Annotated in this window: 17 protein-coding genes; 13 read left to right on the top strand and 4 right to left on the bottom strand. The window is 62.6% G+C overall.

Annotated features, from left to right (window positions below; translation table 11 throughout):
* Window positions 1-279: 279 nt before the first annotated feature.
* Both raiA and ptsN read left to right on the top strand, forming a co-directional pair.
* The gene (gene raiA / locus ABJO61_RS13695; RefSeq protein ID WP_348325977.1) at window positions 280-861 is read left to right on the top strand and encodes a ribosome-associated translation inhibitor RaiA; all 582 of its coding nucleotides are present in this window, start codon (window positions 280-282) and stop codon (window positions 859-861) included.
* Between the two features lie 115 nt (window positions 862-976).
* The gene (gene ptsN / locus ABJO61_RS13690) at window positions 977-1,441 is read left to right on the top strand and encodes a PTS IIA-like nitrogen regulatory protein PtsN (RefSeq protein WP_348325979.1); all 465 of its coding nucleotides are present in this window, start codon (window positions 977-979) and stop codon (window positions 1,439-1,441) included.
* A gap of 76 nt (window positions 1,442-1,517) precedes the next feature.
* Here the strand turns inward: ptsN and ABJO61_RS13685 are convergent, their stop codons facing one another.
* Together ABJO61_RS13685 and ABJO61_RS13680 are read right to left on the bottom strand one after the other, a co-directional pair.
* The gene (locus ABJO61_RS13685; protein WP_348325981.1) at window positions 1,518-1,820 is read right to left on the bottom strand and encodes a DUF1150 domain-containing protein; all 303 of its coding nucleotides are present in this window, start codon (window positions 1,818-1,820) and stop codon (window positions 1,518-1,520) included.
* 86 nt (window positions 1,821-1,906) lie between these two features.
* Window positions 1,907-2,380: an Hsp20 family protein gene (locus ABJO61_RS13680; protein WP_348325983.1), complete on the bottom strand. Its 474-nt coding sequence runs from the start codon at window positions 2,378-2,380 to the stop codon at window positions 1,907-1,909.
* 266 nt (window positions 2,381-2,646) lie between these two features.
* On the opposite strand from ABJO61_RS13680, the gene ABJO61_RS13675 reads away from it, so the two are divergent.
* The 8 genes from ABJO61_RS13675 (at window position 2,647) to ABJO61_RS13640 (ending at window position 10,913) form a co-directional block, all read left to right on the top strand.
* Window positions 2,647-3,264, top strand: coding sequence for a superoxide dismutase (locus ABJO61_RS13675; RefSeq protein ID WP_348325985.1), 618 nt, complete (start codon window positions 2,647-2,649; stop codon window positions 3,262-3,264).
* Window positions 3,265-3,519: 255 nt separating this feature from the next.
* A complete protein-coding gene (locus ABJO61_RS13670; protein WP_348325987.1) occupies window positions 3,520-3,690 on the top strand; it encodes a hemin uptake protein HemP in 171 nt (56 codons plus the stop codon).
* 120 nt (window positions 3,691-3,810) lie between these two features.
* Window positions 3,811-6,078, top strand: a complete 2,268-nt coding sequence (locus ABJO61_RS13665; protein ID WP_348325989.1) for a TonB-dependent hemoglobin/transferrin/lactoferrin family receptor — start codon at window positions 3,811-3,813, stop codon at window positions 6,076-6,078.
* Between the two features lie 14 nt (window positions 6,079-6,092).
* Window positions 6,093-6,953 carry a TonB family protein gene (locus tag ABJO61_RS13660; RefSeq protein ID WP_348325991.1) on the top strand — a complete coding sequence of 287 codons (861 nt, stop codon included), beginning with the start codon at window positions 6,093-6,095 and terminating at the stop codon, window positions 6,951-6,953.
* Window positions 6,954-6,991: 38 nt separating this feature from the next.
* Window positions 6,992-8,047 carry a ChuX/HutX family heme-like substrate-binding protein gene (locus tag ABJO61_RS13655; RefSeq protein ID WP_348325992.1) on the top strand — a complete coding sequence of 352 codons (1,056 nt, stop codon included), beginning with the start codon at window positions 6,992-6,994 and terminating at the stop codon, window positions 8,045-8,047.
* Between the two features lie 138 nt (window positions 8,048-8,185).
* Complete coding sequence (locus ABJO61_RS13650) at window positions 8,186-9,085, top strand: ABC transporter substrate-binding protein (protein WP_348325994.1); 900 nt, start codon at window positions 8,186-8,188, stop codon at window positions 9,083-9,085.
* Window positions 9,082-10,137, top strand: a complete 1,056-nt coding sequence (locus ABJO61_RS13645) for an iron ABC transporter permease (protein WP_348325996.1) — start codon at window positions 9,082-9,084, stop codon at window positions 10,135-10,137. The genes ABJO61_RS13650 and ABJO61_RS13645 overlap by 4 nt, the downstream gene beginning before the upstream one ends.
* Window positions 10,134-10,913: a heme ABC transporter ATP-binding protein gene (locus ABJO61_RS13640; protein ID WP_348325998.1), complete on the top strand. Its 780-nt coding sequence runs from the start codon at window positions 10,134-10,136 to the stop codon at window positions 10,911-10,913. Before ABJO61_RS13645 ends, ABJO61_RS13640 begins: the two co-directional genes overlap by 4 nt.
* Window positions 10,914-11,072: 159 nt before the next feature.
* Here ABJO61_RS13640 and ABJO61_RS13635 read toward each other — a convergent pair whose 3' ends face one another.
* Window positions 11,073-12,098: a Fe(3+) ABC transporter substrate-binding protein gene (locus tag ABJO61_RS13635; protein ID WP_348326000.1), complete on the bottom strand. Its 1,026-nt coding sequence runs from the start codon at window positions 12,096-12,098 to the stop codon at window positions 11,073-11,075.
* Between the two features lie 101 nt (window positions 12,099-12,199).
* Window positions 12,200-13,240 carry an ABC transporter ATP-binding protein gene (locus ABJO61_RS13630; RefSeq protein ID WP_348326002.1) on the bottom strand — a complete coding sequence of 347 codons (1,041 nt, stop codon included), beginning with the start codon at window positions 13,238-13,240 and terminating at the stop codon, window positions 12,200-12,202.
* Between the two features lie 153 nt (window positions 13,241-13,393).
* On the opposite strand from ABJO61_RS13630, the gene ABJO61_RS13625 reads away from it, so the two are divergent.
* The 3 genes from ABJO61_RS13625 (at window position 13,394) to ABJO61_RS13615 (ending at window position 19,406) form a co-directional block, all read left to right on the top strand.
* On the top strand, window positions 13,394-15,052 hold the full coding sequence (locus ABJO61_RS13625; RefSeq protein WP_348326004.1) for an iron ABC transporter permease: 1,659 nt from the start codon (window positions 13,394-13,396) through the stop codon (window positions 15,050-15,052).
* Window positions 15,053-15,187: 135 nt separating this feature from the next.
* Entirely contained in the window at window positions 15,188-16,255 is a 1,068-nt protein-coding gene (locus tag ABJO61_RS13620; RefSeq protein ID WP_348326006.1) for an efflux RND transporter periplasmic adaptor subunit, read from the top strand.
* A gap of 10 nt (window positions 16,256-16,265) precedes the next feature.
* A complete protein-coding gene (locus tag ABJO61_RS13615) occupies window positions 16,266-19,406 on the top strand; it encodes an efflux RND transporter permease subunit (RefSeq protein WP_348326008.1) in 3,141 nt (1,046 codons plus the stop codon).
* Window positions 19,407-19,422 lie beyond the last annotated feature (16 nt).

The following is a 19,422-nucleotide window of genomic DNA, read 5'->3' as shown; positions in this document are numbered from 1 at the left end:
CTATCCCATTGATAAAAAAGGCTTTTGACGGTTTATCCGGGCTGTGGTTGACACCCATGATGGGGCCAACTAGTTTCCACGCGCTCAAACGCCCCCGGGGCTTCGTCCCCGGTGGTGAGGCGGTGGGTTGAGCCGCTGAGGCGGCATGTACAATGGCAAATTCGAGCGCCCCGGGATGCCGGGCGAAATTGGAAATGCGGCCGCCTGCAGAAGGCGGTAGTCAGGCCGAACTGTTCGGCAACCGTCTGTTGTAGCGTAGTGGGCCCAGGAAGGTCTTTCATGCAGGTTCAGGTAAGCGGCCATCATCTCGACGTGGGAGATGCTCTCCGCACACATGCGACCGAACGGCTCGAAGCCGCGGTCACGAAATATTTCGACCGTCCGGTGGACGGACAGGTCACCTTCTCCAAGCAGGGCCATGAGTTCCGCGCCGATTGCTCGGCGCATCTGAGCTCCGGCCTGCGGGTCAATGCGCAAGGCTCCGCGAACGAGGTCTATGCCTCCTTCGAAGCCGCGCTGGAGCGCCTAGAAAAAAGGCTGCGCCGCTACAAGCGCCGGCTGAAGAATCACAACAATACCAACAAGGCCGAACTGCCGGCCGAGGCCTATCCCTCCTATGTCATCGAAGCCGGTGACGAGCAGGAGGAGATTGCCGAGGACGCGCAGCCCGTCATCATCGCCGAAGGCACCACCGCGATCCCCGTTCTCAGTGTCGGGGATGCCGTGATGCAGATGGATCTCAGCGATGCGCCCTTCGTTATGTTCCGCAGTGGCAGCGAAGGCGGGCTCAATCTCGTCTATCGCCGCACCGACGGAAATGTTGGCTGGATCGATACGGGCCGTGATGCTCAAAAGGCTTGAAACACTGAAGGCGAAACCCCGGGCCGGCGAAAGCCGCGCGATGCCGGGAAAGCCACAGACAGAGACGCGGGAACGCCCCGTGCGTCTGGCGGCTTCGCAGAACAGGATTCGGATTATGGAGCTTGAAGATCTGGTGCAGCCGGAGGGCGTCGTCGCTCACCTGAAAGTCACCAGCAAAAAGCAGGCGCTGCAGGAGCTGTCCGAGCGCGCCGCGAAGATTACCGGGCTCTCCGAGCGCGCGATCTTCGAGACGCTTCTCGAACGCGAACGCCTCGGCTCGACAGGCGTCGGTCAGGGCATTGCCATTCCGCATGGCAAGCTGCCGGAGATCGATCGTCTCTACGGCCTCTTCGCGCGGCTCGATACGCCGATCGACTTCGAGTCCGTGGACGACCAGCCGGTCGATCTCATCTTCCTGCTGCTCGCGCCGGAGACGGCGGGCGCCGACCACCTGAAGGCGCTGGCCCGCATCTCGCGGCTCCTGCGCAATCCCTCGGTGGTCGAGAAGCTCCGCGCCTCGGAAGACGCCTCCGCCCTTTTCGCGATCCTGACCGAGCCTGCCGCCACCAACGCGGCGTGAGCCTGTCTCGCTGAAAACAAAAGCCCCGCGCTTGTGAAAAGCGCGGGGCTTTGCCGTTTCGTTCTCTCGTCTGCGTTCAGTGGACGCTCACCGGCTCCAGATCATATTGCCGCGCGCCGGCAAAAGCGGCGTCGCGATTGTCGAGCACGGCCATGCGCTGTCCGTTTGCGGCGTGGACCGCATAGAGGCGCGTGTCGGCCGGCACGTCGAGTTCCGAGCCGAGTTCGCCTGCCAGATCACCGGCGATCACCTCGCGCACATAGACGATGTTCGGCGTACCGGCCTGCGCGAACATTTCCGGCGTCAGCTTGCGGAAATCGCTCACGCCCCAGCCGGTCGTTTCCTCGTCTGCGGCGTCGAAATCGGATTCGTTCTGCATCGTAGTTCTCCTTTCCGGCCCTTCCTTGTTACACGAAGCAAAGGGCTCTGGTCCGTCACACGGACAATCGGGCGGGTGCCGGACGATCAGACCGCGCCGCGCGCGGTGCGCGCCTCAGACGATGACGCAGGCTCCTCGCCCTTGTTCTCACCCGTGATGTCGATCTTGCGCACCATGCGCACCGTTTCCGGTTTTTCGAGATCGATCATCAGAAGACCTTTCTCAAGCCGCGCCGCTCTCACCTCGATGCCGTCGGCCAGCACGAAAGAACGCTGGAACTGGCGGGCGGCGATGCCGCGGTGGAGATAGGTGCGGTCTTCATCGTCGAGCTGGCGGCCGCGAACGACGAGCTGGTTGTCCTCGACCGTGACCGAAAGCTCGTCACGGGAGAAACCGGCAACCGCCAGCGTGATCCGCAGGGCCTCGCCCTTGCCGGAGGCGAGCTGTTCGACGTTGTATGGCGGATAGCCATCCGAGGCCTTGGCCACTCTGTCGAGCAACCTTTCGAGCCCGTCGAAGCCCAGCAAAAAAGGGCTGTTGAACTGCATCACGCGGGTCATGTCCCAAAGTCCCGTTATCCGAGCGACTTTGCAATTTGCGGCCCGCCAGGCGGCGCCGCTTCCCCGTATATGTGGGGAGCGCGGGCGGGCGATGCAAGACAAGTGCGAGACAGTTGCAAGGCACTTGCAACACGAGCGTTTCCGCGCCTTTTTTCCTCTATTTCCCAGCCTTTATTGCGGAAAACCATACGGGCGGGCTTGAAATAGAAGGCTCGCCGGTCAAAGTGACTGGGGGAGGCGGAACTCAAGAATAAAAGGTAGATGTCATGCTTGAACTCCCACCCCTTCCCTATGAGCAGGACGCCCTGGAGCCGCATATCTCGGCGAAAACGCTGTCGTTCCACTACGGCAAGCATCACAAGGGCTATGTCGACAAGGCGAACTCGATGATCGAGGGCACGGATCTCGAAAAGCTCGGCCTGATCGAACTCATCCGCAAGGCGGCGAAGGACGATTCCAAAAAGGGTCTCTTCAACAATGCCGCCCAGGTCTGGAATCACGACTTCTATTGGAACTCGATGAGCCCCAAGGGCGGCGGCGAGCCGAAGGGCGCGCTGGCAAAGAAGATTGCCGAGGATTTCGGCTCCTTCGACGACTTCAGGAAAGCCTTCAAGGATACAGGCGCCGGCCAGTTCGGTTCGGGCTATGCCTGGCTCGTGATCGGTTCGGACGGCAAGCTCAAGGTCTATGGCACACCCAATGCCGAGACGCCGATCGCGGACACGAAGGACGTGCCGCTCATGACAACCGATGTCTGGGAGCACACCTATTACCTCGACTACCAGAACCGCCGGCCGGACTATCTCGACGTCTTTCTCGACAAGCTCGTGAACTGGGAATTCGCGGAAGCGAATTTCGAAAAGGCCGGTCTCCAGACCGCCTGACCGCGCTCTTTCGCGCATCCTTTCCAGCGTCCCGGGCGGTGGAGCGGCAATTGCCCGCCGCCGCCCGGCACGTCCCTCCCCTCGCGAATCCCCAATGTTTCCGCCCTTTCCGGCGGCCTCCCGGCGACATAAATGTCACGCGGAAATACCCTTACTTTCTCTACGGGAAAATAGCAGTTGCAGGCGCCAGTTGCGCATGCTACTGCGAGTCATTCTCACGATGAGAAATCAGGGGGCGGCAAGGGCTGCATTCGCATGGACATAACCGCCACAGACAGGACGATCCGCGTCACGAAGGAGGGCTCGACGCCCGCCCTCGACAGCGCGGACCTGTTCAGCGGCGCACGCGAAATCGTCATTCGCCACGGGGCCGAGCTCTACCGGCTCAGGCTCACCAACAGCAACAAGCTGATCCTGATCAAGTGAGGAAAACCGGCCACAAGCCGGCATGCACATAACCCGAAGGCAACCGAGCCAGCCAGACCCGCCACCGAGCGGGGGCCAGCCAGCCAGGAATGCTTCATTCACGCATCACTGGGACTGGCAATGAAAAAGCACACGGGGCAACGCTCCCTCCACTCACTCCTTCTCGCGACGGCATCCGTCTTCGCAATCTCCACGGCAATTTCCACGGCGGCCTCCGCGCAGGAAGCCGCCAGCGAAGAGCAGCAGGCCGAGCAGACGGCGCCCCAAGAACCCCCCAAGGCGACGCAGCTCGACGCCGTCACCTCCACCGCGACGCGCAACCCGACCGCGATCAAGGACGTCGCGGGCACGGTCTCCGTCATCACGGCGGAAGAGCTCGAACGCCGCAACGCCAATTCGATGGAAGACATCGTGCGCTACGAGCCGGGCGTCTCTGTGGGCGATTCGTCCTCGCGCGCCGGTTCAGGCAACTTCGTCATTCGCGGCATCGGCGGCAACCGTGTGCTCGTTCTCGTCGACGGCCTGCCGACGCCCGATTCACCGATCACCTCGACGGCGGCCGGCAGCTACACGCGCGACTATGTCGATATCGACAGCATGAAGCGCGTCGAAATCATCCGCGGCCCCTCCTCCGCGCTTTACGGCTCGGACGGCATCGGCGGCACCGTCGCCTATGTGACGAAAGATCCGGCGGATTATCTCGCGGGCTCGGACAAGGACTGGTATGCGAGCATCAAGGGCGGATATGACAGCGCCGACGAAAGCTTCATGGAGTCGCTTACCGGCGTGAAGCGCGCGGGCAATGTCGAAATGCTCGGCATCTACACGCGCCGCGACGGCCATGAAGTCGAGCCGAACTCCAACGCGCTTTACAATCCGCAGGATTATTCGTCGAATTCCTTCCTCGGCAAGCTCGTCTTCAACGGGCTCTGGGGCAACTCGCTGAAGTTCACGGCACAGTTCGACGAAAGCGAATCCGACATCGACATGCTCACCGATGTGGGGGGCGGCGTTCCTTCCACTTCGCCCATCTTCTTCTTCGCGACCGTCGATAGCTCCCAGGCGAAAGATGAGACGCAGCGCATGCTCGTGAGCGCCGACTACTCGCACAACACCCCCTTCGCCCTCGCCGACAGCATGAATGCGAAGGTCTTCTACACGCGGGTCGACCGCACGGAACACACGACGCAGACACTGAGCGATCCGGCCTTCGACTACTACCGCGTCTCCGACATGGAGTTCGAGCAGGACATTTTCGGCGCCGACCTGCAGTTCAACCTCGCGCGCGACTGGGCGGGCGTGGCTCACAACTTCACCTATGGCGGCACGGTCGACTACACGGAAACCACGCGTCCGCGCTTCCGCTCGGAAACGAACCTCACGACGACCGCCACTTCGTCCTACTTCCCGTTCAACAACGAAACCTTCCCGAACAAGAATTTCCCGGACACGAAGACGATCAAGGCCGGCCTCTATGTTCAGGACAGCATCGAGATGGGGCGCTTCGGCATCATCCCGGCGCTGCGGTTCGACTATTTCAAGCTGCACCCGGAAATAGACCAGCTCTTCCTCAACTCCACCGCGGGCGCGGTTCCCGTTCACGATCAGGAAGAGACGGAAGTGTCGCCCAAGCTCGGCCTCACCTTCGATGTCACGGAGGAATACACGCTGTTCGCGCAGTATGCGCATGGCTTCCGCGCACCGCCCTATGACAATGCGAACTTCGCCTTCTCCAATCCGGGCTATGGCTATGAAGTCCTGCCGAACCCGAACCTGAAGCCGGAAACCTCGGATGGCTACGAAGCCGGTGTCCGCGGCGCTTTCCCGGACGGCTCCAGCTTCTCGCTCTCGGCCTTCTACAACGAGTATGAAGACTTCATCGAGACGCAGATGGTCGGCTTCGGCGGCGGCGGCATCATGCAGTTCCAGTATCAGAACCTGTCCGAAGTCACGATCTACGGTGCGGAAGCCAAGGGCGAATACCGCTTCCTGCCGGAATGGGCGGTCCGCGGCAGCTTCGCCTATGCCCGCGGCGAGGACGACCAGACGGGAGCGCCGATCGATTCCGTCGACCCGATGAAGGCCGTGCTCGGCATCGCCTATGAAGGCGACGTCTGGGGCTCGCAGCTCGTTACGACGCATGCCTGGCGTCATGACCGCGTCTCGACAGCGGGCAACTTCGAGGCACCGTCCTACACGGTGGTCGATTTCATGGCCTATTACGAAATGTCGGACACCTTCACGCTGAACGCTGGCGTCTTCAACATCTTCGACGAGGAATATTACAACTCGCAGGATGTGATCGGGCTGGCCGCAGGCAGCGCCATCGTCGGCCGTTACGCCCAGCCGGGCCGCAACTTCGGCGTCAACGCCACGTTCCGGTTCTGATGGAAAGCTGAGCCATGAGCATGACCGCCACCGCTAACGGACAGATGACCAGCATGAGCGACGGTTCCTCCGCTCTTGCCTGGAACCATCGTGCGCTCCGTAAGCCGGTGGCGGTCTCGCTTCTTCTTCATGCCACCGTCTTTGCGAGCCTCTTCGCATGGTGGCAATCCGACGGTGCCTCCGCGCCGCGCGGCCTCCCCGACGGCATGTCCGTCACCTTTATTGAGCTTTCCGGCATCGAACCTTCCGATCCCGCTCCCGCCGCGCCGCAGGTTCCGCAGGAATTTCAGGCCGCGCCGGTCGAGCCGCCGATCGCACCCGAACCCGAACCCGTTATCGACCATGTGCCGGAGCCCGTCGTTCCGGTTAAACCGCCGGTTAAACCGGAAGTCGCGCTTGAATCAAAGCCCGAGCCGCGCCCGGAGGTCCGCAAGCCCGAGCCTGCAAAGGCCGTCGCGCAGCAATCCGCACAGCCGCAGAAAACCGCCTCCCTCACCCCGGCCTCGCTTCACACCGGTACGGGACAGAAAACCGGACAGGGCGCACCAAAAGGTTTCGAGGAAACCGAAGGTCAGCAGACGGATGAGGTCATCGTCCTCAATCCGCGCTACCGCATGAGGCCGCAGCCCCCGCATTACCCGGATCGCGCCCGCTCGCTCGATCAGCAGGGCGTGGTCAAGGTCCGCATCAAGCTCGATCACCGGGGCGATCCGATGGATGTCGCCATCCTCGCAAGCTCCGGCTATGCGCTGCTCGACCACGCCGCCCTCAAGGCCGCGCGCAAGTGGCGCTTCGAACCCGAAATCCGCAATGGCCGTCCGGTCGTTGCCTTTGTTGAAATGCCGGTAGAGTTCGTTCTTACCGACGCCCGATAACAGGTCCGGTATCGCCTGGGCAGATGAAAGGAAGCATCATGTCTGTCAATTCGTCTCTCTCCGCTCTCCTGGAGCGCCGTGCAGCCATCCTCGCCGAGGAACCGAAACTGCGCGCCCGCAATCTCGCTGAAAAGCTCGGTATCTCCGAAGCCGAACTTGTCGCCCTCGGCAGCGCCGAAACAAAGGTCACGCGGCTCCGCCCCGAATGGCAGCAGATCATCGCCGGCGTCGGCGCGCTTGGCCGCGTCATGGCGCTGACGCGAAACGAATCCGTCGTCCATGAGCGCAAGGGCGTTTACGGCGCCCTCGAAGGCGGCGGGCATGTCGGCCTTATCGTCGGCGAGGATATCGACCTGCGCATCTTCTTCATGCACTGGAAGTTCGGCTTCGCCCAGGTCGAGCGCATGGAAGACGGGAGCCTCCGCCGCAGCCTCCAGTTCTTCGACGGGCATGGCACCGCCATCCACAAGATCTACCAGACCGAACAGACGGACATCGCCGCCTTCGACGCGCTGATCGAGCGTTTCGCAACGGAGGCAAGCCCCGTCGAGGTCACGGCGGTTCCTGCGCTGAAAAAGGCCCGGCCCGACAGCGAGATCGATGTCGCGGGTTTCCGCGCGGCCTGGGATGCGCTGAAGGATACGCATGAGTTCCACGGCCTCCTCAACAAGTTCAAGGTCGAGCGCGTTCAGGGGCTCCGGCTCGCAGGCGAAGGCCGTGCGGCCCGTGTGCCCGCGGGCGCGCTTCGCACGGCCTGTGAAGCGGCGAATTCGCGCGGCGTGCCGATCATGGTCTTTGTCGGCAATCCCGGCATGATCCAGATCCATACCGGCCCGGTGGAAAACCTGAAGCCGATGGGCCCCTGGTTCAACGTGCTCGACGAGAAGTTCAACCTGCATCTGCGCGAAGACCATATCGACAGCGCCTGGGTCGTCTGGAAGCCGACGGAAGACGGCACCGTCACCTCGCTCGAACTTTTCGACAAGGACGGTGTGCTCATCGCAACACTTTTCGGCAAGCGCAAGCCCGGCGTTCCCGAAGACGAAGCCTGGCGCGAGATCGTCAACGGCTTGCCCGAAAAGGAAGCGGCGTAAGACGCTGCTCGCCGCCAAAACATAAATGTCACCCCGGCGAAAGCCGGGGCCCATGGGCGGACGATACCAATCGCCACCAGTCAGATGGTTCCCGGCTTTCGCCGGGATGACACTTTTTCTTTCAAGGCAAGGAAACCAATGAGCCTTCTGAATTTCCGGCACCATGTCTTCGCTGGCGCACTCCTCGCGGCGGCGTTCGCCTCCCCCGCCCACGCCGAAGAGCCCCGCATCGTCAGCGTCGGCGGATCGACCACCGAAATCGTCTATGCGCTCGGTGCGGAGAGCGATCTCGTCGGCGTCGACTCGACCAGCCTCTACCCGAAGGCGGCGCGCGAATTTCCCGATGTCGGCTATGTCCGCCAACTTTCGGCGGAAGGTCTCCTCTCGCTCCGGCCAACGCTCATTCTCGCAGGCGCGGAAGCAGGCCCCGAAGCCGCACTGACCCAGACGGAAGCGGCGGGCGTCCGAATCGTGAAGCTCGAAGAGGGTTACACGCCGGAAGAGGTCGCAAAGCATATCGAAGCGATCGGCGCCGCGCTTGGCCGTGAGGAAAAAGCCGCCGAGGTCGCCGGTATCTTTCGCGCCGACGTGAAGGCGGTTCTGGCCGAGGTCGCGCAGATCAAGACACATCCGCGCGTTCTCTTCATGCTCCAGGCGGGGCGCGGGCCGATGCTCGTCTCCGGCAAGCACACGGCGGCGAACGCCATGATCGAGCTTGCAGGCGGCGTCAATGCCGTCAGCGAGTTCAGCGGCTACAAGCCCTTCTCGCCGGAAGCAGCGACGCTCGCCGCTCCCGACGTCATTCTCATGGCGAGCGATACGGTCGAGGCGCTTGGCGGGGCGGAGGCCGTTCTCTCGCAGACGGCGCTCGCACCCACGCCCGCCGCGCGCGACGGCCGCCTCGTTTCGATGGACGCGCTCTATCTCGCGGGCTTCGGGCCGCGGCTCGCCCATGCGATCCGCGATCTCGCGGCGGAGCTTCATCCCGAACATGAATTCGCGCCCCTTCCGGCGCGTCCCTGGACGGAGGCCGAATGAGCGAGATCGCGGAAGGTCAGGCTCACGTCTCGCGCGCGCTGAAGCGTCCGGCGATCCTCGCCGGTCTCGCGGCGCTTCTCGTCGCGGCCTTCCTTCTCTCTCTCGTCACCGGCGCGGTTCCCGTCAGCGTCGGCGATGTGCTGCGCTCTCTCTTCGGCATGGACGTCGACAGTCAGACCGCTGCCGTCATCCAGATGATCCGGCTGCCGCGCTCGCTGCTTGCCGTCGTTGTCGGCGCGGCGCTGGCCGGCTCCGGCGCTGCCTTTCAGGGCCTCTTCCGCAATCCGCTTGCCGATCCGAGCCTTATCGGCGTTTCCAGCGGTGCAGCCTTCGGCGCTGTCCTCGTTATCGTTTTCGGCGGGCTCATCGCCACGGCCCTTCCCTTTCTCGCCTCGCCCTTCCTTCTTCCCTTCTTCGCCTTTGCAGGCGGCATCGGCGCGACCTTCGCCATTCAGGGTCTTGCGCAGTCGCGCGGTCAGGCGGCGACCGCGACCCTCCTCCTCGCAGGCATTGCCATCAATGCGCTCACATGGGCGCTGACCGGCTTCACCATCTACATGGCGAACGATGCCCAGATCCGCGACTTCACCTTCTGGAGCATGGGCAGTCTCGCGTCGGGCGGCTGGAAGGCGTTCTGGCTCAGCGCCGTGCCCGTCACCCTCGCGCTCGGGGTCATCCTCTCGCGCGCCCGTGCGCTCGATGCCATGCTGCTGGGCGAGCGCGAGGCACTGCATCTCGGCATCCCCGTTCATCGCCTCAAGCATATTGTCATGATCGCCGCCGCGCTCGCGGTCAGTTCGTCCGTCGCGGTGAGCGGCGTCATCGGCTTTGTCGGCATCGTCGTGCCGCATGTCGTGCGCATGCTGGCCGGTCCCGATCACCGCATCGTGCTGCCGGGCTCCATTCTCGCAGGCGCCGCACTTCTTCTCGCCGCCGACAGTTTCGCGCGCATCGTCGTCGCGCCCGCCGAGCTTCCCATCGGCCTCGTCACGGCGGCCATCGGCAGCCCCTTCTTTCTCTGGCTTCTCACGCACCGCAAGAGGTCGCTGTGATCGAGGCGCGCAACATATCGGTCCTTGTCGGCCGCAAGCATCTTCTCGACAGCGTCGATGCCACCGTCGCGCCGGGCCGCGTCACCGCGCTGATCGGTCCCAATGGCGCGGGCAAGTCGACGCTCATCTCGGTGCTTGCGGGGGAGCGCCGTCCCGACGGGGGCGATGTCATGCTCGAAGGCGCGCCGCTTGCCGCGCATGGGGGGCAGGCCCTCGCGCGGCGCCGCGCCGTACTGCTTCAGGATTCCGGGCTCGACTTCGCCTTCACCTGCGAAGAGGTCGTCGAGCTTGGCCGCCTTCCCTTTTCGGGGACCCCCGAACAGCATGAAGATGGTGATGCTATCGACGCCGCCTGCCGCCTTGCGGGGATCGACACCTTCCGTCACCGCTCCTGGCAAACGCTGTCGGGCGGCGAAAAGCAGCGCGTGCAGTTTGCGCGCGCCATTGCGCAGGTCTGGCGCCCGGCGGGGAAATCCGGCCCGCCGCGCTACCTCCTTCTCGACGAGCCCACTTCGGCTCTGGACCTTCGTCATCAGCGCATGGTGCTCGACATTGCGCGCCGCCTCGCCGAAGAAGGTGTCGGCGTCCTCGCCGCGATCCACGATCTCAATCTCGCCATCGCCTATGCGGACGATGTGGTTCTGTTGCGCGGCGGCCGTCTCCTTGCCGCCGGTCCGGTCGGCGAGGTCATGACGAGCGAGGGGCTCGGCGCCTGTTTCGAGGTCGAGGTGGAAATCCTCACCCGCGAAAACGGGTCGCGCGCGGTGCTGGTCTAGTTATCCCCTCCTCGCATCGCTTCCGGGGGACGGGAAATCCCCGAAGCGGGCATAAAAAAGCCGGGCAGGAAATCATCCGTACCCGGCTCATTTTTACATTGTGACGTTTCGATGACGTTCGTGTGACAGTCCGCCCGTTTCGGGGCCTGTTTATCCCCGTTACTGCCAGCCTGCGCGGTCGAATATGCGCACCGCTTCGGCCTGGTTTTCACCCAGCGCGCTCGCATTGATTGCGTCTTCCTTGAAGGGGCCTGTGCCCTTCACCGGGGATGTCTTCATCACGCCCGGCACCGCCGTATATTCGTGGTTCAGCTGGGTGAAGGCGTTCTGCGCCCAGTCCCCGGTCAGGAACTCTATGAATTTAATGGCGTTTTCGCGATTGGGTGCGTATTTCATCACGCCCGCGCCGGAGATGTTTACATGCGTGCCGCGGTCATCCTGGTTCGGAAAGATGAGGCCCACCTTCTCCGCGACCGCCACATCGGCGGCATCGTCCGAGCCGAGCATGCGGCCGATATAATAGGTGTTCACCACGGAAATCCGGCATTCGCCCGCCGCAACCGCCTTGATGTTCGACGTGTCGTTGCCCTGGGGTTGCTGCGCGAGGTTCGCCATCACGCCTTTTGCCCAGTTTTCTGCGGTTTCCTGGCCTTCATGCTCGATCAGCGAGGCCAGCAGCGAAATGTTGTAGATGTTCGACGAGGAGCGCATGCAGATCTCGCCCTTATGCACGGGGTCGGCAAGGTCGTCATAGGTCTCGAGCTTCTCCGGGCGTCCCATCTCCTTGTTGTAGATGATGATCCGCGCGCGCTTCGAGAGGCCGAACCAGAGCCCGTCCGGGTGGCGCAAATGCGCAGGAATCCGCGATTCCAGCACCTCGGAGCGCACCGGCGAGAAGAGCCCCTTCTCCTCCGCGCGCCACAGCCGGCCCGCATCGACCGTCACCAGAATATCCGCAGGGCTCTGCTTTCCTTCGCGCTCGATCCGCGCGATCAGCTCGTCGCTGCCGCCCTCGATCAGATTTACGCTTATGCCCGTTTCCTCGGTGAAGCGGTCGTAGAGTTCGAGGTCCGTGTCGTAGTGACGGGCGGAGTAGATATTGACCTCCTGCGTCTCGGCTTTCGCACCGGCGGCGGCAGCAAGACCAGAGGCAAGGATGAGAACGGCTGTGAGCAGACGAAACATGGACTGTCCGTAATTTTTTGATAACGACTTGCAATTGCAGGCGGGAGCCTACCCCGAGGACCAGCCCCCGCGCAAGCAGGCCGAGAGGACGAAAGGTCGCGTCAGGCCGCGAAAACGAAGGTTCCGCAGGGATCGAAACGCACGGAAACGGCCTCGCCAATGGCAAAGCCATCAAGCTCATCGACGCGGGCGCGAAGCGGTTCGAGGTTCGGGAAGCCCTCGCTCGACAGGAGGATCAGCCAGTCCCGCCCGAGAAACCGGATATCGCCGATGCGGAAGGCGTCGTTTGCGCCATTGGCAAGTTCCAGGCTCACGGCTTCGGGCCGCACGATCACCTCGGCCGCCATGCCCTGGCTGAAGTTTTCAGCCGGCAAGGAGCCATAGGCCGTCACCGCTGCCCCGTCATCGATTACGGCCGGAAACCGCTGCGCCTCGCCGAAAAGCGAGGCCACCAAAGCACTTGCGGGGTTCGCATAGAGCTCGTCGGGCGTTGCGCACTGGGCGATCTGCCCGCCTTCCATCACGGCGATCCGGTCGGCGATTTCCATCGCCTCGTCAGGATCGTGCGTCACCACCAGCGTCACGACACCGGCGTCTTTGAGCGCGCGGCGGGCTTCTTCTCTCAGCTCGCGGCGGCGCGTCACATCGACGCTCGCAAAGGGCTCGTCGAGCAGCATGGCCGCGGGCGAGGGCGCAAGCGCGCGCGCCAAGGCGACCCGCTGCTGCTGTCCGCCCGACAGCGTATGGGGATAACGGCTCTCGAAGCCTGCAAGCCCGACAGACTTCAAGCGGCTCGCGACAATGTCCTGAATTTCGCCTTTCGGCTTTCCGGCGAGGCCGAAGGCTATGTTTTCCGCGACGCTCAGATGCGGGAACAACGCATGGTCCTGAAACACCATGCCAAAGGAACGCTTCTCGGGCGGCACGTCCCGGCCCGGTGCGGCAAGCCGCGCACCGCCAAGGTCGATGCTTCCCTCCTGCAGCGCCTCCAGCCCCGCAGCAAGCCTGAGCAAGGTCGTTTTGCCGCTTCCCGACGGCCCCAGCAGGCAAAGGATCTCGCCCGGGCGTGCTTCCAGCGACACGCCGGACAGCACCCGATGGCCGCCATAGCTGTGGCCGACATTGCGGAAGGCCAAAGACATCAAAAACACCTCTCGAGACCGGGCTTTTCTGCCGCATATCGTGCGAATGCGTAGCAAAATTACTTTGCCGCCCGTCGCGGTATTTGTCACAACAAGCCCATGTCAGTCACGGAAAAAGATCGCCACCCCGGGGGCGCGCGTTTCGGGGAAAGGGTGAAATTGCGGCTTGGTTCGGGCTGGACGCTCACCGCGCTCGTCATTGCGCTGATCGTGCTCGCCCCCTCTCTCACGGTGCTCTGGAGCCTCACGGCGCCGGCGAGCGAGAACTGGGCCCATCTGCGTTCGACCGTTCTTCCGGGCTATATCTTCAATACGTTGCAGCTCATGGCGCTCGTCGCCGCGATGACCGCCTTCATCGGTGTCGGCACGGCATGGCTCACCGTTTCCACGCGGTTTCCCGGCCGCCGCTTCTTCAACTGGGCGCTCGTCCTGCCACTTGCGACACCCGCCTATATCGTCGCCTATGTCTATACGGACCTTCTTTCCTTCGCCGGGCCTGTGCAAAGCGCACTCAGAGGTATCACCGGCTGGCATGTCGGGGATTACTACTTTCCCCCGGTACGCTCCCTGCCAGGTGCGGCCGTGATGCTGAGTCTCGTTCTCTACCCATATGTCTACCTTCTTGCGCGAACCGCCTTCGAGCGGCAGTCCGCCGCCCTTTTCGATGCGGCACGCATTCTCGGCGCAAAGCCGTGGCGCGCCTTTCTGCGCATCGCACTGCCTTGCGCGCGCCCGGCAATTGCAGGCGGCCTCGCGCTTGTGCTGATGGAAACGATCTCGGACTTCGGTGTCGTCGACTACTTCGCCGTCCCCACGCTCACCGCCGGTATCTTTCGCACATGGTTCAATCTCGGCGATGCACTCTCCGCCGCCCAGATCGCTGCCTGGCTGTTCATTTTTGCCATTGCGCTTGTCTTCATCGAGGTTGCGGGACGGCGGGGCCGCGTGGCCAATCCGCTATCGCGCGACATGGCGCCCGCGCCCCGCAAACTCGGACCGCTGGCGGGCCCAGCCATCACCATTGCCTGCGCGTTGCCGGTCATTCTCGGCTTCGTCGTCCCCGTGGCGGTTCTGCTGCGCTACGCCATCATCGAAGGCGACCCGATGCTCGGCCGCAACTTCCTCGACTTCGCCCGGAACAGTCTGCTCGTGGCCGCCCTGGCCGCCGCCCTTGCGACCGCATTGGCTCTTCTGCTTGCCTATGGCGAGAGATTGCATCCGACGCGTTTCAACCGCGTGTCGATCCGTCTTGCGACGCTCGGCTATGCGCTACCCGGCGCGATGATCGCCATCGGCATTCTTACGCTCTCGACAGGGATCGATCATGCCTTCGCGGATGCCGTTGAAGGGCTCGGGTTTTCACCCGGACTTATCCTCACCGGATCGGTCGCGGGGCTAGTCTTTGCCTATGTGGCGCGCTTTTTGACTGCGGCCTACAACGCCACGCATAGCGGGCTCGAAAAAATCCATCCGACACTCGATGCCGCCGCACGAAGCCTCGGGGCCACCCCGCACCGTGTTCTTTCCGCCGTCCACGTGCCCCTGCTGCGTGGCGCCCTCGCAAGCGCGGCCCTCATCGTCTTTATCGACGTAATGAAAGAGTTGCCGGCAACGCTTCTTCTCCGCCCCTTCAACTTCGAGACGCTGGCGACACGCACCTACCGCCTCGCCTCCGACGAAAAGCTCGGTGAAGCCAGCACTGCCGCGCTGATGATCGTGCTGCTCGGCCTCATACCGGCGATCCTGCTCAGCCTGTCGATCTCAAGAAGCGGCGCGCGGCCCGCCATCGTGCCGCCCTACACGGAAAAGTGAAGTTTTCCGGCGTCCGTTCGCACGGTTCAGAACCGAAAGCGGCGGACTAGCGTACAAGTTGAGGCTATTGTCATCCTCGTGTCGACACACCGTGCCACTATGACCTGTTTGAATCGCGTATTTGCCGGAGCGCCCATGCGCCCTCTGATACCCCTCGCCCTTGCCTTCATGCTGTTTGCCCTGCCCGCGCAAGCAGAGGACGAACCGCAGAATGTCATCGTCACCTCGGTGAAAAGCGATGGCTTTGTCGACAGGGTGGAAGCGCTCGGCACAACCTTTGCCAATGAGAGCGTAACGGTCACCGCGAATGTGTCGGACAAGATCGTCGAGATCCACTTCGAGGACGGGCAGGAAGTCGAGAAAGGCTATCTCCTCGTCGCACTCCAGCGCACGGAACAGCGCGCCGCGCTCGCTGCGGCGGAAGCGGTTCTCAGTGAACGCAAGACGGCCTATCAACGGGCGCGCGAGCTTGAAAGCCGCCAATATACGACAACCGCACAGCTCGAAGAGCGCCTTGCCGCGCTGCGCGAAGCGGAAGCAAACCGCGATGCCGCGGCAGCACGCCTTTCCGACCGCGAAATCCGGGCGCCCTTCGATGGCATTGTGGGCCTTCGCAATATCAGTGTCGGCACCCTCGTGACGCCCGGTAGCGTCATCACAACGCTCGATGACCTCGATCCCATCAAGCTCGACTTCACCGTTCCCGCCGCCTACCTCGCAACGATCCGGCCCGGCCTCGACATCGTCGCGGCCACCACGGCGCTGCCCGACACCCAGTTCAGGGGCGAAATCCGGAGCGTCTCGAGCAAGGTCGACCCTGTAACACGCTCCTTTACCGCCCGCGCCCTGATCGACAATCCCGACCATGCATTGAAGCCGGGCCTTCTGATGACAGTCCAGCTTCTGCGAAACCCGCGACAGGCGCTGATCATCCCCGAAGAAGCCCTCATTCCGGTCGGCACACAGAATTTCGTCTTTGTAATCGATGGAGGAGAAAGCCCCGTCGCCCTCCGCCGCGAAGTTCACACGGGCGCGCGCCGCTTCGGGGAAGTCGAGATATTGAACGGCCTCAGCGAAGGCGAACGCGTCGTCACGCATGGCACCATGCAGCTTCGCGACGGGCAGCCTGTCCACATCATGGAAGAGCAGGGGGCCATCAAAACGCTGGGCGGGCTGACCGACGAAACCACAACCGTGCGCTAACGAGGCGGGTATGAAGCTTTCGGACATCTCCGTTACAAGGCCGGTTTTTGCCGCCGTCATCAGCCTGTTGCTCGTCGCGTTCGGTCTTGTCGCCTTTGACCGCCTGCCCCTTCGCGAATATCCAGATATCGATCCGCCCATCGTCTCGATCACCACCGACTATCGCGGTGCTGCTGCGGCCGTCATCGAGACACGCATTACAGAACCCGTCGAAGAACGCATCGCAGGAATCGAGGGTATCTCCTACATCGAGTCCTCCAGCCAAGATGGCCGCTCGCGCATAACCATCGAGTTCAACCCGGGACGAGACGTCGATGCCGCCGCGAACGACATACGCGACCGCGTATCGGGAATCGTGGACGACCTCCCCGCAGAGGCCGATCCGCCCGACATCCGCAAGGAAGACTCAAGCGACGACGTCATCATGTGGCTCAACCTCGTGAGCGACCGCATGAGCGTTCTGGAGATGACGGATTATGCGGAACGCCATCTTGTCGACCGTTTCTCGACGCTTGACGGGGTGGCCCGGGTAAGACTTAGCGGTGAACGCAGCTATGCCATGCGGATATGGCTGGACCGGAATGCACTGGCGGCACGCGGATTGACGGTTGGTGATGTCGAGCAGGCGCTGATCGCGGAGAATGTCGAGCTTCCCGCAGGCAATATTGAATCCGCACAACGACAATTTACGACTCGCGTCGAACGCAGCTTCAAGACGCCAAAGGATTTTCGCGAACTTGTCCTCTCTCAAGGTGAAGACGGCTATCTGGTGAGGCTTGGCGATGTCGCGCGTGTCGAACGCATGGCCGCCGAGGACAGAACTTTCTTTCGCGGAAACAAAGTGAAGATGATCGGCGTCGGCATCATCAAGCAGTCGACGGCAAATACGATCACCGTGACGGACGGCGTCAAGGCCCAGGCGGCACGCATGGCGTCCTCACTGCCTGAAGGAATGGCGCTGAAGCAGAGCTACGACACCAGTGTATTCATCGAGTCGGCGATCAGCGAAGTTTACAAGACGCTTGGCATCGCGATCTTCCTCGTGGTTCTGACGATCTTTGTCTTTCTCGGCAGTGCACGCGCAACACTTGTGCCCGCGGTCACCGTGCCCGTGTCGGTCATCGCGACCTTCCTCGTTCTCTATATGCTCGGCTTTTCCGTCAATCTGCTGACCCTGCTGGCGCTCGTTCTTGCCATCGGGCTCGTTGTCGATGACACAATCGTGGTGCTTGAAAATATCTATCGCCGCATGGAAGCAGGCGAGACGCCGCTCGTCGCGGCTTTCAACGGCGCGAGGCAGGTCGGCTTCGCCGTCATCGCAACCACGATCGTCGTGATTTCGGTCTTTCTGCCGCTGGCTTTCATCGAAGGGTCGGTTGGGCGGCTGTTCTCGGAGTTCGCGATAACCATGTCGGCGGCCGTCGCCTTTTCGAGTCTCGTCGCGCTGAGCCTTTCGCCAATGCTCTCCTCGAAGATCCTGAAGCCGACCTCCAATCACACGCGTTTCAATATCGCAGTGGATAAAGCTTTCGAGAAAGCACAGAATTGGTATGCCTCATCGCTCGAAAGGACGCTCCATCGACCGGCGCTCATGTTCAGCCTACTCGGCGTCCTTGCCGTTCTGGCCTATGGGCTTTTCACGATACTTCCTTCGGAATATGCGCCGCAGGAAGACCGGGGCGCCTTTTTCGTGATGGTGAACGCGCCAGAGGGGGCGTCCTACACCTATATCGAGGCCTATATGGACGAGATCGAAGACCGGATGATGCCGCTGGTCGAGAATGGCGAAATCAACCGATTGCTCGTCCGTGCGCCACGCTCTTTCGGCGGCGGCGCCACGTTCAATACCGGTATCGTCGTCGCCGTGCTGAACGACTGGAGCGAGCGCCGCTCCGCCTGGGAAATCATGGACGATGTGAAGGCTCGCACGGCCGATCTGCCTGGCGTCACCACCTCGCCTGTGATGCGACGGGGTTTCGGAGGCGGCACATCGAAGCCGGTGCAATTCGTCCTCGGCGGCGGAACCTATGAAGAGCTCCGGGAATGGCGTGATATTCTCCTCGCCGCCATTGCTGAAAACAACCCCGGACTCACCGGCATCGACAATGACTACAAGGAAACCAAGCCGCAGCTTCGCGTCGAAATCGACCGGAACAACGCTGGCGACCTCGGCGTAACCGTGAACAATATCGGGCGGACGCTCGAGACGGTTTTTGGCTCTCGCCGGGTGACGACCTTCATCGAGGATGGCGAGGAGTACGACGTTATCCTCGAGGGCGAACGCGCGGGCCAACGCACGCCGAGCGACATGAGCAATCTTTTCGTGCGCTCCGAGCGGTCGGGCGAGCTCATTCCGCTCGCGAATCTCGTAACAGTGAGCGAAATGGCGGGCCCATCCAGCCTCAACCGCTACAATCGCGTACGTGCCATCACCATCGAGGCGGCCCTTGCGGATGGCTATACGCTTGGTGAAGCGCTCGACTACCTCGAAGGACTTGCCCGGGAGAAGCTGCCGGCCGGTGTTACGATCGACTATCGCGGCCAATCGCTGGATCTGGTCAAGTCCGGAAGCGCGCTTGCCTTCATATTCGTTCTGGGTCTCGTCGTGGTCTTTCTCGTGCTTGCTGCACAGTTCGAAAGCTTTATTCACCCGATCATCATCATCACAACGGTACCGCTCGCCATCGCCGGCGGGCTTCTCGGCATCTGGCTCACGGGCGGAACGATCAATCTCTACACGCAGATCGGTCTCATCATGCTGATCGGTCTCGCGGCAAAGAACGGCATTCTCATTGTGGAGTTCGCTAACCAGCTGCGTGACGAAGGCCGCGGGTTTCACGACGCATTGATCGAAGCTGCCGGTATTCGTCTCCGTCCGATCCTGATGACAGCCATCACGACGGCGGCGGGAGCCGTGCCGCTTATCCTCTCCTTCGGCGCCGGCGCGGAGACAAGGGCCGCCATTGGCGTCGTCATCTTCTCCGGCGTCATTGCCACCACCGCCTTCACACTTTTCGTGGTGCCCGTCACCTATCAGTTGCTGGCCCGGCGAACCGGTTCGCCCGGCGATACAAAGCGCCGCCTGGAACAGGAGATGGCGCCGGAAGCCAGCGACCCGATGCGGCCCCGACCGATGGAAGGCGCGGAATAGAAAGAAATTCCCAGGG

This window comes from Parvibaculum sp. (assembly GCF_039973015.1).
Lineage (GTDB): Bacteria > Pseudomonadota > Alphaproteobacteria > Parvibaculales > Parvibaculaceae > Parvibaculum.
The sequence above is the reverse complement of the archived record's forward strand: the minus strand, read 5'-3'. Positions and strand labels throughout refer to the sequence as shown.

Bases quoted from the DNA above. Each gene is read 5' to 3' on its own strand.
- raiA (WP_348325977.1), top strand. From the start codon at position 280: ATGCAGGTTCAGGTAAGCGGCCATCATCTCGACGTGGGAGATGCTCTC.
- ptsN (WP_348325979.1), top strand. From the start codon at position 977: ATGGAGCTTGAAGATCTGGTGCAGCCGGAGGGCGTCGTCGCTCACCTG.
- ABJO61_RS13685 (WP_348325981.1), bottom strand. From the start codon at position 1,820: ATGCAGAACGAATCCGATTTCGACGCCGCAGACGAGGAAACGACCGGC.
- ABJO61_RS13680 (WP_348325983.1), bottom strand. From the start codon at position 2,380: ATGACCCGCGTGATGCAGTTCAACAGCCCTTTTTTGCTGGGCTTCGAC.
- ABJO61_RS13675 (WP_348325985.1), top strand. From the start codon at position 2,647: ATGCTTGAACTCCCACCCCTTCCCTATGAGCAGGACGCCCTGGAGCCG.
- ABJO61_RS13670 (WP_348325987.1), top strand. From the start codon at position 3,520: ATGGACATAACCGCCACAGACAGGACGATCCGCGTCACGAAGGAGGGC.
- ABJO61_RS13665 (WP_348325989.1), top strand. From the start codon at position 3,811: ATGAAAAAGCACACGGGGCAACGCTCCCTCCACTCACTCCTTCTCGCG.
- ABJO61_RS13660 (WP_348325991.1), top strand. From the start codon at position 6,093: ATGAGCATGACCGCCACCGCTAACGGACAGATGACCAGCATGAGCGAC.
- ABJO61_RS13655 (WP_348325992.1), top strand. From the start codon at position 6,992: ATGTCTGTCAATTCGTCTCTCTCCGCTCTCCTGGAGCGCCGTGCAGCC.
- ABJO61_RS13650 (WP_348325994.1), top strand. From the start codon at position 8,186: ATGAGCCTTCTGAATTTCCGGCACCATGTCTTCGCTGGCGCACTCCTC.
- ABJO61_RS13645 (WP_348325996.1), top strand. From the start codon at position 9,082: ATGAGCGAGATCGCGGAAGGTCAGGCTCACGTCTCGCGCGCGCTGAAG.
- ABJO61_RS13635 (WP_348326000.1), bottom strand. From the start codon at position 12,098: ATGTTTCGTCTGCTCACAGCCGTTCTCATCCTTGCCTCTGGTCTTGCT.
- ABJO61_RS13630 (WP_348326002.1), bottom strand. From the start codon at position 13,240: ATGTCTTTGGCCTTCCGCAATGTCGGCCACAGCTATGGCGGCCATCGG.
- ABJO61_RS13620 (WP_348326006.1), top strand. From the start codon at position 15,188: ATGCGCCCTCTGATACCCCTCGCCCTTGCCTTCATGCTGTTTGCCCTG.
- ABJO61_RS13615 (WP_348326008.1), top strand. From the start codon at position 16,266: ATGAAGCTTTCGGACATCTCCGTTACAAGGCCGGTTTTTGCCGCCGTC.